Consider the following 15,354-nt stretch of genomic DNA (forward strand, 5'->3'; position numbering starts at 1 on the left):
CCGGCTGACGCCGAGTGCCGCGCAGGCGGTGCGTGGTTATTCGGTTTCCAGATCGATATCGATACCGAGCGAGCGGATTTCTTTGATCAGCACGTTGAAGGACTCCGGCATGCCGGCCTCCATACGGTGATCGCCGTCCACGATGTTCTTGTACATCTTGGTCCGCCCGTTCACGTCGTCCGACTTGACCGTGAGCATTTCCTGCAGGGTGTACGCGGCGCCGTAGGCTTCCAGCGCCCAGACCTCCATCTCCCCGAAGCGCTGACCACCGAACTGCGCCTTACCACCCAGCGGCTGCTGGGTAACCAGGCTGTACGAACCGGTGGAACGCGCGTGCATCTTGTCGTCGACCAGGTGGTTCAGCTTCAGCATGTACATGTAGCCGACCGTGGTGGTGCGCTCGAACTTGTTGCCGGTACGGCCGTCGAACAGCTGCATCTGACCGCTTTCCGGCAAATCGGCCAGTTTCAGCATGGCCTTGATCTCGCGCTCCTTGGCACCATCGAATACCGGGGTGGCCATCGGCACGCCCTTGCGCAGGTTGTTCGCCAGGTCCAGCACTTCCTGATCGCTCAGGTCGTCCAGGCTTTCCTGGCGACCACCGATCTCGTTGTAGATCTCGTGCAGGAACTTGCGCAGCTCGGCGACCTTGCGCTGCTCTTCGAGCATCAGGTTGATCTTCTCCCCCAGGCCCTTGGCCGCGAGGCCCAGGTGGGTTTCGAGGATCTGCCCGACGTTCATACGCGACGGTACACCCAGCGGGTTCAGGACAATGTCCACCGGCGTGCCGTTGGCATCGTGCGGCATGTCTTCGACCGGCATGATCACCGAGACCACACCCTTGTTACCGTGACGACCGGCCATCTTGTCGCCCGGCTGGATGCGACGCTTGATGGCCAGGTAGACCTTGACGATCTTCAGCACGCCCGGTGCGAGGTCGTCGCCCTGCTGCAGCTTGCGCTTCTTGTCTTCGAACTTGTCGTCGAGCAGCTGACGGCGATCGGAGAGGTAGGCCTGCGCCTTCTCCAGCTGCTCATTCAGCGCGTCTTCGGCCATGCGCAGCTTGAACCACTGGCCATGCTCGAGCCCGTCGAGGATCTCGTCGGTGATCACGACACCCTTCTTCAGACCTGCACCGCCCTCGGCAGTCGCACCGACCAACGCCGAGCGCAGGCGCTCGAACGTGGCACCTTCGACGATACGGAACTCTTCGTTGAGGTCCTTGCGGATCTCGTCGAGCTGCATCTTCTCGATGGCCAGCGCACGGGAGTCGCGCTCGACGCCGTCGCGGATGAACACCTGTACGTCGATGACGGTGCCCTTGGTGCCGGTCGGCACACGCAGGGACGTGTCTTTCACGTCGGAAGCCTTCTCACCGAAGATCGCACGCAGCAGCTTCTCTTCCGGAGTCAGCTGGGTTTCGCCCTTCGGCGTCACCTTGCCGACCAGGATATCGCCAGGACCGACTTCGGCACCGACGTAGACGATACCGGCCTCGTCCAGCTTGTTCAGCGCAGCCTCACCCACGTTCGGGATGTCTGCGGTGATCTCCTCTGGGCCGAGCTTGGTGTCGCGCGACACGCAGGTGAGTTCCTGGATATGGATAGTGGTGAAACGATCTTCCTGAACCACACGCTCCGAGAGGAGGATGGAGTCCTCGAAGTTGTAGCCGTTCCACGGCATGAACGCGACGCGCATGTTCTGACCCAGTGCCAGCTCACCCATGTCGGTGGACGGACCGTCGGCCATGATGTCGCCACGCGCCACCACGTCACCCTTGCGCACCAGCGGACGCTGGTTGATGCAGGTGTTCTGGTTGGAGCGGGTGTACTTGGTCAGGTTATAGATGTCGACACCCGCTTCGCCGGTCTCGACCTCATCGTCACGCACGCGCACCACGATACGGCTGGCATCGACCGAGTCGATCACGCCGCCGCGACGAGCGACCACGCAGACGCCTGAGTCGCGTGCCACGTTGCGCTCCATGCCGGTACCTACCAGCGGCTTGTCCGAACGCAGGGTCGGCACGGCCTGACGCTGCATGTTGGAACCCATCAGTGCGCGGTTGGCGTCGTCGTGCTCAAGGAACGGAATCAGCGAGGCAGCGACGGAGACGACCTGCTTCGGCGAAACGTCCATCAGGGTGACGTCTTCCGGCGCCTTGACGGTGAATTCGTTCAGATGACGCACGGCCACCAGCTCGTCGACCAGCTTGCGACCGTCCAGCTTGGCGCTGGCCTGGGCGATCACGTGATCGGCTTCTTCGATCGCCGAAAGGAACACGATTTCGTCGGTGACTTCGCCGTCCTTGACCACACGGTACGGACTTTCGAGGAAGCCATACTGGTTGGTGCGAGCATAGGCAGCCAGGGAGTTGATCAGACCGATGTTCGGACCTTCAGGGGTTTCGATCGGGCAGACGCGGCCGTAGTGAGTCGGGTGCACGTCACGCACCTCGAAGCCGGCACGCTCACGGGTCAGACCGCCCGGGCCGAGTGCGGAGACGCGGCGCTTGTGGGTGATCTCCGAAAGCGGGTTGTTCTGGTCCATGAACTGCGAGAGCTGGCTGGAACCGAAGAACTCCTTCACCGCCGCCGCAACCGGCTTGGCATTGATCAGGTCCTGCGGCATCAGGCCTTCGCTTTCGGCCATCGACAGACGCTCTTTGACCGCACGCTCGACGCGTACGAGGCCAACGCGGAACTGGTTTTCGGCCATTTCGCCGACACAGCGCACGCGACGGTTACCCAGGTGGTCGATGTCATCGACGATACCCTTGCCGTTGCGGATGTCGACCAGGGTCTTCAGGACCGCGACGATGTCCTCGCGGCTCAGTACGCCGGAACCCTCGATCTCGGTACGACCGATACGGCGGTTGAACTTCATCCGGCCGACAGCCGACAGGTCGTAGCGCTCGGCAGCGAAGAACAGGTTGTTGAACAGCGTCTCGGCGGCGTCCTTGGTTGGCGGCTCGCCCGGGCGCATCATGCGATAGATCTCGACCAGCGCTTCGAGCTGATTGGTGGTCGAATCGATCTTCAGCGTGTCGGAAATGAACGGACCACAATCGATGTCGTTGGTGTACAGCGTCTCGAAGCGTACGACCTGCGCCTTGACGATCTTCGCCATGACGTCGACGGTCAGCTCGGTGTTGCACTCGGCGATGATCTCGCCGGTGGCCGGATGCACGATCGCCTTGGCGACGGTACGGCCCAGAACGTAGTCCATTGGCATCTCGAGCTCTTTGATGCCGGACTTGTCGAGCTGGTTGATGTGGCGAGCGGTGATGCGGCGGCCCTGCTCGACGATGACCTTGCCGCTGTCATCCTTGATGTCGAAAGTAGCGATCTCGCCGCGCAGACGCTGCGGTACCAGTTCCAGCGCCAGGGTTTCGCCTTTGACGTGGAAGACGTTGGTATCGTAGAAGGCGTCCAGGATCTCTTCGGTGCTGTAATTGAGCGCACGCAGAAGCACCGACGCCGGCAACTTGCGGCGACGGTCGATACGGACGAACACTGCGTCCTTCGGATCGAATTCGAAGTCCAGCCAGGAGCCGCGGTAAGGAATGATACGCGCGGAGTACAGCAGCTTGCCGGAGCTGTGGGTCTTGCCGCGGTCATGATCGAAGAACACGCCCGGCGAACGATGCAGCTGGGAAACGATGACGCGTTCGGTACCGTTGATGATGAAGGTACCGTTCTCGGTCATGAGGGGGATTTCCCCCATGTAGACTTCCTGTTCCTTGATGTCCTTGATGGCCTTGTTCGACGACTCTTTGTCGAAAATGATCAGGCGCACCTTGACGCGCAGCGGAACGGCGAAGGTCACGCCGCGCAGGACACATTCCTTGACATCGAAAGCCGGCTCGCCCAGGCGATAGCCGACGTATTCCAGCGCTGCATTGCCGGAATAGCTGATAATCGGGAAAACGGATTTGAAGGCTGCATGCAAGCCAATGTCGCGGAACTGATCTTTGGTCGCTCCCGCCTGCAGGAATTCGCGATACGAATCCAGCTGGATGGCCAAAAGATACGGCACGTCCATCACGTGCGGTAACTTGCTAAAGTCCTTGCGGATACGTTTTTTCTCAGTGTATGAGTAAGCCATCAGCGTTCCCCAGCTTGGTCACCTGCTTGTTGGCTTCTCCCGACGGGAGCAGCCAGAAAATCTTGCGAACCCCATGGTTCGCGCCACCTGTAGGTGGCTTCCGAGGAAGAGCCAGCATGGCTGGCTTTCCATAACGGAAAAAGGCCGGTGGCAAGAGCCACCAGCCATCAGCCTGTCGCGAGTCGCTCGGGCTGTAGACGCAAGGTCGTCGCTTACTTGAGCTCGACTTTGGCGCCAGCTTCTTCCAGAGCCTTCTTGGCAGCTTCGGCTTCTTCCTTCGAAACGCCTTCCTTGACCACGCCCGGGGCGCCGTCAACGACAGCCTTGGCTTCTTTCAGGCCCAGACCGGTCAGCTCGCGAACCGCCTTGATCACGTTCACTTTCTTGTCGCCGGCTTCAGCCAGGACGATGGTGAACTCGGTCTGCTCTTCGACAGCAGCGGCAGCCGGGCCAGCAGCAGCAACGGTGGCAGCAGCAGCGGTAACACCGAAGGTTTCTTCCATCGCCTTGATCAGCTCGACGATTTCCATAACGGATTTCTGGCCGATCGCTTCGATGATTTGCTCGTTAGTCAGAGACATGACTATCTATTCCTGTATTGGGGTGACAGCTTACGCAGCCATCAAATTAAACATGTGATTTTGAAAGTGCTTACGCCGCCTCAGGCAGCAGCAGCTTCTTTCTGGTCGCGAATAGCTGCCAGGGTGCGAGCGAGCTTGCTGGTGGCGCCTTGAATAACGCTCATCAGCTGTGCGATGCCCTCTTCGCGAGTCGGCAGGCTTGCCAGCACGTCGATCTGGTTTGCTGCGAGGAACTTGCCCTCGAACGCAGCTGCCTTGATCTCGAACTTGTCCTGACCCTTGGCGAACTCCTTGAAGATACGAGCAGCAGCGCCCGGATGTTCGTTGGAGAATGCAATCAGGGTCGGGCCTTTGAACACGTCGTTGAGCACGTCAAACTGAGTGCCTTCAACAGCGCGCTTGAGCAGGGTGTTACGCACGACTTTCACGTACACACCAGCCGCTCGGGCCTCTTTACGGAGTCCGGTCATTGCGCCGACGGTCACGCCACGGGCATCAGCCACGACAGCGGACAGACCGGCTTTGGCAGCCTCGTTGACTTCAGCGACGATGGCCTTCTTGTCTTCGAGTTTAATTGCCACGGGTTTACTCCTGGTTTTTACCGATACGTCAGGCCGGAGCCGGACGGCGTTTTGGTGTCTGATTCGGTACGAATCGGGAGCACCATCTGCGTAGGCTTAAGAGATCACTCTCCGGGTTTAAGGCTTGCGCCACCTACGGTCTTGGATAGCCCCCGCCAGGCAGGGACCCCAATATTGCAAGCCGCCCCATCATGGAGGCAGCCAGGCTTTACGCTTCCAGCGAAGACTGATCGATGACCAGCCCTGGGCCCATGGTGGTGCTCAGGGTCACACGCTTGACGTAGATACCTTTGGAAGTGGATGGCTTCAGGCGCTTGAGATCCGACAGCAGCGCTTCGACGTTCTGCTTCAGCTGGCCAGCCTCAAAGCCAACCTTACCCACCGAGGTGTGGATAATGCCGTTCTTGTCGGTACGGAAACGCACCTGACCAGCCTTGGCATTCTTGACAGCTGTAGCCACGTCAGGGGTAACGGTGCCAACTTTCGGGTTAGGCATCAGTCCACGCGGACCGAGAATCTGGCCCAGCTGACCAACAACACGCATGGCATCCGGCGAAGCGATCACTACGTCATAGTTCAGATCACCGCCTTTCATCTCAGCAGCCAATTCGTCCATGCCAACCCGATCAGCGCCGGCAGCCAGCGCAGCCTCAGCAGCCGGCCCCTGGGTGAAAACTGCGACACGAACGGTCTTACCGGTGCCATTCGGCAGAACGGTTGCACCGCGCACGACCTGGTCGGACTTACGCGGATCGACACCGAGATTGATCGCAATGTCGAACGACTCGGTGAATTTGACCGCGGATACCTCAGCCAAGAGCTTGGCCGCATCCTCGAACGCGTACTGCTTGCCAGCCTCGATCTTCTCGGCAATAGCCTTCTGGCGCTTGGTCAACTTAGCCATTACACACCCTCCACGTTCAGGCCCATGCTGCGCGCCGAACCTGCGATGGTTCGAACAGCAGCCTCCATTTCAGCAGCGGTAAGATCGGCCTGTTTGGTTTTGGCGATCTCTTCCAGCTGGGCACGAGTGACAGTGCCAACCTTCTGGGTGTTAGGACGAGCCGAGCCACTGGTGATGCCAGCGGCCTTCTTCAGCAGCACAGCTGCCGGAGTGCTCTTGGTTTCAAAGGTAAAACTGCGGTCACTGTATACAGTAATGATCACAGGGGTCGGCAGACCGGGCTCCTGGCCCTGAGTCTTGGCATTGAAAGCCTTGCAGAACTCCATGATATTCACACCATGCTGACCCAAGGCAGGACCAACGGGCGGCGACGGATTAGCCTGACCGGCCTTCACCTGAAGCTTGATGTAAGCTTGAATCTTCTTAGCCATATTTACTCCGTTACGGGTTCTAGCGCCTTACGGCTCCCCATTGCTCATTTATCCCGATGACGACAAAACCCCGCAGCCTGAAACTGCGGGGTGTGGGATGCTTCGTCCAGTTAAACCTTCTCGACCTGACTGAACTCCAACTCTACCGGCGTAGAGCGCCCGAAAATGAGGACCGCGACCTGAATCCGGCTCTTCTCGTAATTGACCTCTTCGACAACGCCATTGAAGTCGGCGAACGGGCCATCAGCTACGCGAACCACTTCACCCGGCTCGAAGAGCGTTTTCGGCTTAGGTTTATCACTACCATCGGCCACGCGACGAAGAATAGCCTCGGCCTCTTTATCCGTGATGGGCGCCGGCTTGTCTGCCGTACCACCAATAAAGCCCATCACACGAGGAGTATCCTTGACCAGGTGCCAAGTACCCTCGTTCATCTCCATCTGGACCAAAACGTAACCCGGGAAGAACTTGCGCTCACTCTTGCGCTTCTGCCCGTTACGCATCTCCACGACCTCTTCGGTCGGAACCAGAATCTCGCCGAACTCATCTTCCATGCCAGCAAGCTTGACGCGCTCGATCAAGGAGCGCATGACGTGCTTCTCGTAACCCGAGTAAGCATGCACAACGTACCAACGCTTAGCCACGAGACACCCTTAGCCAACAACCATGGAGACCAACCAGCCGAGCAGAGAATCGAGCCCCCACAGCAGCAACGCCATCACCAACACCACCACGACAACGATCATCGTGGTCTGGGTAGTTTCCTGACGGGTCGGCCAAACGACCTTGCGAATTTCGCCGCGCGCCTCTTTCAGCAGCACAGCAAACGAGCGCCCTTTTGAGGTCTGGAAGGCGACAAACGCCGCAACAGCACCTACTGCAAGCACCGCAAGGACACGATAAAGAATGGGCTCAGCGGAGTAGTATTGATTACCAACCACGGCAACCACGACCAAAGCAGCCACAACAAACCACTTCACCAGATCGAAGCGCGTGTCATTGGCTTCAGCTTTGATATTCATCTGCTAGAACCTTGTAAAGACTGCCAAATTCGCTATTGAAAATGGCAGGCCAGGAGGGAATCGAACCCCCAACCTGCGGTTTTGGAGACCGCCGCTCTGCCAATTGAGCTACTGGCCTAGAAAGAGTCAGGCCGACTATTATGCCGACCTGCTTCAAACAGATCAATCGTTATTCGACGATCTTGGCAACCACGCCGGCACCAACGGTACGACCACCTTCGCGAATTGCGAAGCGCAGGCCGTCTTCCATGGCGATCGGCTTGATCAGGGTAACAACCATTTTCACGTTGTCGCCCGGCATCACCATCTCGACGCCTTCCGGCAGCTCGCACGAACCGGTCACGTCAGTGGTACGGAAGTAGAACTGCGGACGATAGCCCTTGAAGAACGGGGTGTGACGACCACCCTCTTCCTTGGACAGCACGTACACTTCAGCTTCGAACTTGGTGTGCGGCTTGATGGTGCCCGGCTTGGCCAGTACCTGACCACGCTCGACGTCATCACGCTTGGTGCCACGCAGCAGCACGCCGCAGTTCTCGCCAGCACGACCTTCGTCCAGCAGCTTGCGGAACATTTCCACGCCGGTGCAGGTGGTCTTGGTGGTCGGACGCAGACCGACGATCTCGATCTCTTCCTGGACCTTGACGATACCGCGCTCAACACGACCAGTTACAACGGTACCGCGACCGGAGATCGAGAACACGTCTTCGATCGGCATCAGGAACGGCTTGTCGATCGCGCGAACCGGCTCAGGGATGTAGGTATCCAGAGTCTCGACCAGCTTCTTGACCGCAGTGGTGCCCAGCTCGTTGTCGTCTTCACCGTTCAGCGCCATCAGCGCAGAACCGATGATGATCGGAGTGTCATCACCCGGGAAGTCGTAGGTGGACAGCAGGTCGCGAACTTCCATCTCGACCAGCTCGAGCAGCTCGGCGTCGTCGACCATGTCAGCCTTGTTCAGGAACACGACGATGTACGGAACGCCTACCTGACGGGACAGCAGGATGTGCTCGCGAGTCTGCGGCATGGGGCCGTCAGCAGCCGAGCAAACCAGGATCGCACCATCCATCTGGGCAGCACCGGTGATCATGTTCTTCACATAGTCAGCGTGACCCGGGCAGTCAACGTGCGCGTAGTGACGGACATTGGAGTCGTACTCTACGTGAGCGGTGTTGATGGTGATACCGCGAGCCTTCTCTTCCGGCGCGCTATCGATCTTGTCGAAGTCGACACGAGCGGAGCCGAAAACCTCGGAGCACACGCGAGTCAGAGCAGCAGTCAGAGTGGTCTTGCCATGGTCGACGTGACCAATGGTGCCGACGTTGACGTGCGGTTTGTTACGTTCGAACTTTTCTTTAGCCATCGAGACCGTCTCCCATCGTTGAATTGAGCTAGTCACGCCACCATTAAAACAAAGGCAGATATTTACATATCTGCCTTTGAGGTTTGGAGCTCATGAGCGGATTTGAACCGCTGACCTCACCCTTACCAAGGGTGTGCTCTACCAACTGAGCTACATGAGCGAAACATATACCGCAAACATCGAAGCTGGAGCGGGTAGCGGGAATCGAACCCGCATCATCAGCTTGGAAGGCTGAGGTTCTACCACTAAACTATACCCGCGAACGCCGAAGCTTACGCTTGAATCTGGTGGAGGGGGAAGGATTCGAACCTTCGAAGTCTATGACGTCAGATTTACAGTCTGATCCCTTTGGCCGCTCGGGAACCCCTCCAAAGTGAGGCGGCATTTTCATCATCTGCCACCAGGCTGTCAAGCATTTTCTCATATAAATCTTGAGCTTAGCTTCATCGACAGCCGCTTCGCGAAGAAACCAATCAGCCCTAGCTGCGAAGCGGGCGCCATTCTATGCAAACTATTCGGAAGTTGCAACGCCTGTGCAGGACATCTGCCGATGCTGCAGTTCCGGCATGTCGTTTTTCAAGCCTCGCAAGATGGTATCGTCCAGCTGATTACGACTAGCGACTGCGACGCGCACCCAGTACTTGCGGTGCATACGCGGTAACTCACGAACCAGCGCCGCATAGCCAACCTCGCGCAAACGAGCAACCACCCCCTCTGCAGAGTCTTTTCGCGAGAAGATCCCAAGCGAAATACCATTCGACAGGTCGCCTACCGTAATGATGTAGCTATCAATATTGCGGCTTTGCAGTTCACGCAACTGGCGCAGCGAGGCCTGCCTGGACGCAAGTGGGGGCAGATAGACCCAGTAATCCACGCCGGTAGCTGCGTCGACCTGCTGAACCTCGGACTGCACATCCAGACTCAGCAGACGCTGCTCTAAAGACTCTGCTTGCTGCTCTTCGTCGAACCCACCAAGGAACAGACATCCGTCATCATTGGCCGCTGATGATGAACTGGCTCGCCGCTGGGGTACTGAGGACTCACTGAGCAAAGTGATGTTCTGCTGAAGCCGGCTGTAAGAATCGAGAGGCGCGACCTCTTTAACTCGAACCGGAGCCTCGTATTGGTGCTGAACCCAGAAAAAGACATTCAACAGCACCAAAAGAAGAAATAACCAACGCATGCAACCTTCAACCTTATAGATGCGTTAGGGGCAAGCGATTGCCAGCCCCCGAAAAACGAGATCCGGTATGCGCTGGACCTGGCCGATATCCTTGATCAGACCCGCATCACCCCCAGTAGCATAAACGCTGAAGGCCGCCCCAAAACGATCGCCCGCCTGACGAATTTGTGTCGACACAAAACTGTGGAGCATTGATAGACAGCCGCGCTCCACCGCCTCTACGGTGGTTCGCCCGGGCTCTAGAGTGCAGGATGCAGCAGGCGCCTCATCCATGGAGTAACGTATGCGCTGCGTATGAGCATGCAACTGACTCCTAAGCAGGGAAATTCCTGGACAGATAAAACCACCAAGATGGACACCCTGTGCATCCACCAGATCAGCAGTCACCGCCGTCCCCAGATCAAGCACGAGCATGGCGTCACGCTTGAGCTGAAAAGCGCCGACCATAGCCAGCCAGCGATCCATCCCAAGCCGCTCATACTCAAGATAGCCATTGATTACACCGCCCAACTCTTTAGCAGGGGCAGCGCTCTGAACGTGAACAGACAGGGCGTCGGAGATGCGCGTACAGATCTCCATGGTCTCTTGGTCGCTGCGTACGCTGACCAACCTAGCTCTCAAGATACGCAAGTGAACCAGACTGCCAAGCTCCCCCAATAAGCCAGCCGCACAGCTCGAGGCTCCCTGCGCCGCAACGACGCCGGAACAAGAGTCCAAGACGCGCCATTTGATCAAGCTGTTACCGCAGTCCACCTCAAGAATCATTGATCCAACCTCAAGCTTAGTTCCCCGCCGCTGAATGAACGCTCGACACCGTCAATCATCAGTCTGAGCCCACCCTGGTGATCCACTCCCAGCACCGTTCCCGAAAACTCTTGCGTCCCAGTGCTAAGCGTACATCTGCGATGCTGCCAAATATGGCTCGCCTCCCACTCATCCCTCAGGCCGGAGAACCCAGTGCTAGCGTGCTGATCGAGATATGTTTTCAGCTTGCCGGCAAGCGTAAGCACCAGTTCATTTCGATCAACCATCCCGATCCACTCGTTGAGGGATGTCCAAGGTTGATCGATCCCCTCGGCTTCATGCATGTTAACGTTGATGCCAATGCCAGCCACTACATGGCATTGATCCGCGGGATCGCCAGTCAGCTCCAACAGAATCCCCGAGATTTTGCGTCCATCCACGTATACGTCGTTTGGCCACTTCAGCCCTGCTTGAGGTAACCCCATTTGGCGCAACGTCTGCATAACAGCCAATCCGACCACAAGACTCATGCCGGACAGCTGTCTAGCACCACCGTGCACCTCTAACGCCAGACTGCAGTACAGGTTCTTTCCAAACGGACTTACCCATTGTCGCCCTCGCCGCCCTCGCCCTGCAGACTGAGCTTCTGCAAGCACAAGCAGCGGGGCCTGGCCGGAGGCTAGAAGCCTCAGAGCTTCCGCGTTCGTAGAGTCGAGCGTGTCAAACAGATGTAACGCCCAGCCCATAGCTCTCATCCGCGGGACGAGCTTATCTTCATCGAGCAAAGACAAAGGTTCGGCCAGACGATAACCCCGGCCGGGAACCTTATAAAGGAGGAGCGCCGTTTCACTTTGAACGCGCTGGAGGTGCTTCCAGACAGCGCTACGACTTACACCCAAAGCCTCGCCCAGCTCCCGCCCAGAATGGAACCGTCCATCTTGGAGCAACTTCAACAGCTTATTCATGCCACCCCCGTAAACGAGGCCCGAATAATAGCGACACAAGGAATGCCTGCCTACAAAGCTTTCATCAGCGCAAAAGCAAACCCCCGACCCGCTTACGCGGATCGGGGGTTTGGGATAGGCGCTTGACGATGACCTACTCTCACATGGGGAGACCCCACACTACCATCGGCGATGCGTCGTTTCACTTCTGAGTTCGGGATGGGATCAGGTGGTTCCAACGCTCTATGGTCGTCAAGCAATTCGGTTGCTGCCTCGGGGTTGAGCCGCTGCAGCGAATTGGGTATGTGATCGAATCGGTATTGCGTGTTCGTGCAGATTTTCGGTCTGTATGTCGACTTACCGTCTAACAGCCAAATTGTTTGGGTGTTATATGGTCAAGCCTCACGGGCAATTAGTATTGGTTAGCTCAACGCCTCACAGCGCTTACACACCCAACCTATCAACGTCGTAGTCTTCGACGGCCCTTCAGGGAGCTCAAGGCTCCAGTGAGATCTCATCTTGAGGCAAGTTTCCCGCTTAGATGCTTTCAGCGGTTATCTCTTCCGAACATAGCTACCCGGCAATGCCACTGGCGTGACAACCGGAACACCAGAGGTTCGTCCACTCCGGTCCTCTCGTACTAGGAGCAGCCCCTCTCAAATCTCAAACGTCCACGGCAGATAGGGACCGAACTGTCTCACGACGTTCTAAACCCAGCTCGCGTACCACTTTAAATGGCGAACAGCCATACCCTTGGGACCGGCTTCAGCCCCAGGATGTGATGAGCCGACATCGAGGTGCCAAACACCGCCGTCGATATGAACTCTTGGGCGGTATCAGCCTGTTATCCCCGGAGTACCTTTTATCCGTTGAGCGATGGCCCTTCCATACAGAACCACCGGATCACTAAGACCTACTTTCGTACCTGCTCGACGTGTCTGTCTCGCAGTCAAGCGCGCTTTTGCCTTTATACTCTGCGACCGATTTCCGACCGGTCTGAGCGCACCTTCGTACTCCTCCGTTACTCTTTAGGAGGAGACCGCCCCAGTCAAACTACCCACCATACACTGTCCTCGATCCGGATAACGGACCAGAGTTAGAACCTCAAGGTTGCCAGGGTGGTATTTCAAGGATGGCTCCACGCGAACTGGCGTCCACGCTTCAAAGCCTCCCACCTATCCTACACAAGCAAGCTCAAAGTCCAGTGCAAAGCTATAGTAAAGGTTCACGGGGTCTTTCCGTCTAGCCGCGGATACACTGCATCTTCACAGCGATTTCAATTTCACTGAGTCTCGGGTGGAGACAGCGCCGCCATCGTTACGCCATTCGTGCAGGTCGGAACTTACCCGACAAGGAATTTCGCTACCTTAGGACCGTTATAGTTACGGCCGCCGTTTACCGGGGCTTCGATCAAGAGCTTCGCTTGCGCTAACCCCATCAATTAACCTTCCGGCACCGGGCAGGCGTCACACCCTATACGTCCACTTTCGTGTTTGCAGAGTGCTGTGTTTTTAATAAACAGTCGCAGCGGCCTGGTATCTTCGACCGGCATGAGCTTACTGAGCAAGTCATTCACCCTCACCGGCGCACCTTCTCCCGAAGTTACGGTGCCATTTTGCCTAGTTCCTTCACCCGAGTTCTCTCAAGCGCCTTGGTATTCTCTACCCAACCACCTGTGTCGGTTTGGGGTACGGTTCCTAGTTACCTGAAGCTTAGAGGCTTTTCCTGGAAGCATGGCATCAACCACTTCGCTTTCTAAAAGAAAGCTCGTCATCAGTTCTCGGCATTAAGATCCCGGATTTACCTAAGATCTCTGCCTACCACCTTAAACAAGGACAACCAACGCCTTGCTGGCCTAGCCTTCTCCGTCCCCCCATCGCAGTAACTAGAAGTACGGGAATATTAACCCGTTTCCCATCGACTACGCTCTTCAGCCTCGCCTTAGGGACCGACTCACCCTGCGTCGATTAACGTTGCGCAGGAACCCTTGGTCTTTCGGCGTGCGAGTTTTTCACTCGCATTGTCGTTACTCATGTCAGCATTCGCACTTCTGATACCTCCAGCGAGCTTCTCAACTCACCTTCACAGGCTTACAGAACGCTCCTCTACCGCTCATCTTGCGATGAACCCGTAGCTTCGGTACCTGGTTTGAGCCCCGTTACATCTTCCGCGCAGGCCGACTCGACTAGTGAGCTATTACGCTTTCTTTAAAGGATGGCTGCTTCTAAGCCAACCTCCTAGCTGTCTAAGCCTTCCCACATCGTTTCCCACTTAACCAGGATTTTGGGACCTTAGCTGACGGTCTGGGTTGTTTCCCTTTTCACGACGGACGTTAGCACCCGCCGTGTGTCTCCCGTGCTGACACTTGCTGGTATTCGGAGTTTGCATCGGTTTGGTAAGTCGGGATGACCCCCTAGCCGAAACAGTGCTCTACCCCCAGCAGTGATACACGAGGCGCTACCTAAATAGCTTTCGAGGAGAACCAGCTATCTCCGAGCTTGATTAGCCTTTCACTCCGATCCACAGGTCATCCGCTAACTTTTCAACGGTAGTCGGTTCGGTCCTCCAGTCAGTGTTACCTAACCTTCAACCTGCCCATGGATAGATCGCCCGGTTTCGGGTCTATTCCCAGCGACTAGACGCCCTATTAAGACTCGCTTTCGCTACGCCTCCCCTATTCGGTTAAGCTCGCCACTGAAAATAAGTCGCTGACCCATTATACAAAAGGTACGCAGTCACCTAACAAAGTAGGCTCCCACTGCTTGTACGCATACGGTTTCAGGTTCTATTTCACTCCCCTCTCCGGGGTTCTTTTCGCCTTTCCCTCACGGTACTGGTTCACTATCGGTCAGTCAGTAGTATTTAGCCTTGGAGGATGGTCCCCCCATGTTCAGACAAAGTTTCTCGTGCTCCGTCCTACTCGATTTCACTTCTAAGATCCTTTCGCGTACAGGGCTATCACCCACTATGGCCGCACTTTCCAGAGCGTTCCGCTAAAATCAAAGAAGCTTAAGGGCTAGTCCCCGTTCGCTCGCCACTACTAAGGGAATCTCGGTTGATTTCTTTTCCTCAGGGTACTTAGATGTTTCAGTTCCCCTGGTTCGCCTCACACACCTATGTATTCAGTGTGTGATAACCATCTTATGATGGCTGGGTTCCCCCATTCAGAGATCTCCGGATCAAAGTCTGTTTGCCGACTCCCCGAAGCTTTTCGCAGGCTACCACGTCTTTCATCGCCTCTGACTGCCAAGGCATCCACCGTATGCGCTTCTTCACTTGACCATATAACCCCAAGCAATCTGGTTACTGTCTATAACGTGAAGACGACATTCGCCGAAAATCTGCATAGAGAACACGCAAATTTTACCTTGACGCGACATGCTGCCAGTGAAAGCAACACATCGGTCTACTTCTATCACATACCCAAATTTTTAAAGAACAGTTCTGGCGCAAAGTCCAGAAATCAATGTTCATCCCAGGCGATCAATCATCAT

At 56.7% G+C, this 15,354-nt stretch carries 11 protein-coding genes, 4 tRNA genes and 2 rRNA genes; all 17 read right to left on the reverse strand.

Translation table 11 applies throughout. The annotated features are described in order from the left end of the window. Positions 1 to 36: 36 nt before the first annotated feature. Positions 37 to 4,107, reverse strand: a complete 4,071-nt coding sequence (rpoB, locus tag ACX1DW_RS13540; RefSeq protein WP_102840418.1) for a DNA-directed RNA polymerase subunit beta — start codon at positions 4,105 to 4,107, stop codon at positions 37 to 39. A 212-nt stretch (positions 4,108 to 4,319) separates the two neighbouring features. Beyond that, positions 4,320 to 4,688, reverse strand: a complete 369-nt coding sequence (rplL, locus tag ACX1DW_RS13545) for a 50S ribosomal protein L7/L12 (protein WP_063544045.1) — start codon at positions 4,686 to 4,688, stop codon at positions 4,320 to 4,322. Between the two features lie 80 nt (positions 4,689 to 4,768). After that, positions 4,769 to 5,269 carry a 50S ribosomal protein L10 gene (gene rplJ, locus ACX1DW_RS13550; protein WP_011911979.1) on the reverse strand — a complete coding sequence of 167 codons (501 nt, stop codon included), beginning with the start codon at positions 5,267 to 5,269 and terminating at the stop codon, positions 4,769 to 4,771. Between the two features lie 208 nt (positions 5,270 to 5,477). After that, positions 5,478 to 6,173, reverse strand: coding sequence for a 50S ribosomal protein L1 (rplA, locus tag ACX1DW_RS13555; protein ID WP_063544043.1), 696 nt, complete (start codon positions 6,171 to 6,173; stop codon positions 5,478 to 5,480). Then, positions 6,173 to 6,604 (reverse strand): 50S ribosomal protein L11, encoded by a 432-nt coding sequence (gene rplK / locus ACX1DW_RS13560; protein ID WP_063544041.1) that lies wholly within the window; start codon positions 6,602 to 6,604, stop codon positions 6,173 to 6,175. Before rplK ends, rplA begins: the two co-directional genes overlap by 1 nt. A 110-nt stretch (positions 6,605 to 6,714) precedes the next feature. Continuing rightward, positions 6,715 to 7,248, reverse strand: coding sequence for a transcription termination/antitermination protein NusG (nusG, locus tag ACX1DW_RS13565; RefSeq protein ID WP_011911976.1), 534 nt, complete (start codon positions 7,246 to 7,248; stop codon positions 6,715 to 6,717). A gap of 9 nt (positions 7,249 to 7,257) precedes the next feature. Continuing rightward, positions 7,258 to 7,626: a preprotein translocase subunit SecE gene (gene secE, locus ACX1DW_RS13570; protein ID WP_063544039.1), complete on the reverse strand. Its 369-nt coding sequence runs from the start codon at positions 7,624 to 7,626 to the stop codon at positions 7,258 to 7,260. 42 nt (positions 7,627 to 7,668) lie between these two features. Then, a tRNA-Trp gene (locus ACX1DW_RS13575) sits at positions 7,669 to 7,744 on the reverse strand. A gap of 51 nt (positions 7,745 to 7,795) precedes the next feature. Next, positions 7,796 to 8,989, reverse strand: coding sequence for an elongation factor Tu (tuf, locus tag ACX1DW_RS13580; protein WP_063544037.1), 1,194 nt, complete (start codon positions 8,987 to 8,989; stop codon positions 7,796 to 7,798). Positions 8,990 to 9,073: 84 nt separating this feature from the next. Further along, positions 9,074 to 9,149, reverse strand: a tRNA-Thr gene (locus ACX1DW_RS13585). A gap of 26 nt (positions 9,150 to 9,175) precedes the next feature. Then, positions 9,176 to 9,249: transfer RNA gene (locus tag ACX1DW_RS13590), tRNA-Gly, on the reverse strand. A gap of 25 nt (positions 9,250 to 9,274) precedes the next feature. Continuing rightward, positions 9,275 to 9,359, reverse strand: a tRNA-Tyr gene (locus ACX1DW_RS13595). Between the two features lie 141 nt (positions 9,360 to 9,500). Continuing rightward, complete coding sequence (locus ACX1DW_RS13600) at positions 9,501 to 10,172, reverse strand: SPOR domain-containing protein (protein ID WP_133456299.1); 672 nt, start codon at positions 10,170 to 10,172, stop codon at positions 9,501 to 9,503. Between the two features lie 24 nt (positions 10,173 to 10,196). Next, the gene (locus ACX1DW_RS13605) at positions 10,197 to 10,937 is read right to left on the reverse strand and encodes a pantothenate kinase (protein ID WP_200600366.1); all 741 of its coding nucleotides are present in this window, start codon (positions 10,935 to 10,937) and stop codon (positions 10,197 to 10,199) included. Next, positions 10,934 to 11,881, reverse strand: a complete 948-nt coding sequence (birA, locus tag ACX1DW_RS13610; RefSeq protein ID WP_458991696.1) for a bifunctional biotin--[acetyl-CoA-carboxylase] ligase/biotin operon repressor BirA — start codon at positions 11,879 to 11,881, stop codon at positions 10,934 to 10,936. The genes ACX1DW_RS13605 and birA overlap by 4 nt, the downstream gene beginning before the upstream one ends. A 120-nt stretch (positions 11,882 to 12,001) precedes the next feature. Then, positions 12,002 to 12,117, reverse strand: a 5S ribosomal RNA gene (rrf, locus tag ACX1DW_RS13615). Between the two features lie 134 nt (positions 12,118 to 12,251). Continuing rightward, positions 12,252 to 15,142, reverse strand: a 23S ribosomal RNA gene (locus ACX1DW_RS13620). Between the last annotated feature and the right edge of the window lie 212 nt (positions 15,143 to 15,354).

This window comes from Stutzerimonas sp. KH-1 (genome assembly GCF_054483855.1).

Coding starts and splice junctions, on each gene's coding strand:
- rpoB (WP_102840418.1), bottom strand. CDS start 4,107: ATGGCTTACTCATACACTGAGAAAAAACGTATCCGCAAGGACTTTAGC.
- rplL (WP_063544045.1), bottom strand. CDS start 4,688: ATGTCTCTGACTAACGAGCAAATCATCGAAGCGATCGGCCAGAAATCC.
- rplA (WP_063544043.1), bottom strand. CDS start 6,173: ATGGCTAAGTTGACCAAGCGCCAGAAGGCTATTGCCGAGAAGATCGAG.
- rplK (WP_063544041.1), bottom strand. CDS start 6,604: ATGGCTAAGAAGATTCAAGCTTACATCAAGCTTCAGGTGAAGGCCGGT.
- secE (WP_063544039.1), bottom strand. CDS start 7,626: ATGAATATCAAAGCTGAAGCCAATGACACGCGCTTCGATCTGGTGAAG.
- tuf (WP_063544037.1), bottom strand. CDS start 8,989: ATGGCTAAAGAAAAGTTCGAACGTAACAAACCGCACGTCAACGTCGGC.
- ACX1DW_RS13600 (WP_133456299.1), bottom strand. CDS start 10,172: ATGCGTTGGTTATTTCTTCTTTTGGTGCTGTTGAATGTCTTTTTCTGG.
- ACX1DW_RS13605 (WP_200600366.1), bottom strand. CDS start 10,937: ATGATTCTTGAGGTGGACTGCGGTAACAGCTTGATCAAATGGCGCGTC.
- birA (WP_458991696.1), bottom strand. CDS start 11,881: ATGAATAAGCTGTTGAAGTTGCTCCAAGATGGACGGTTCCATTCTGGG.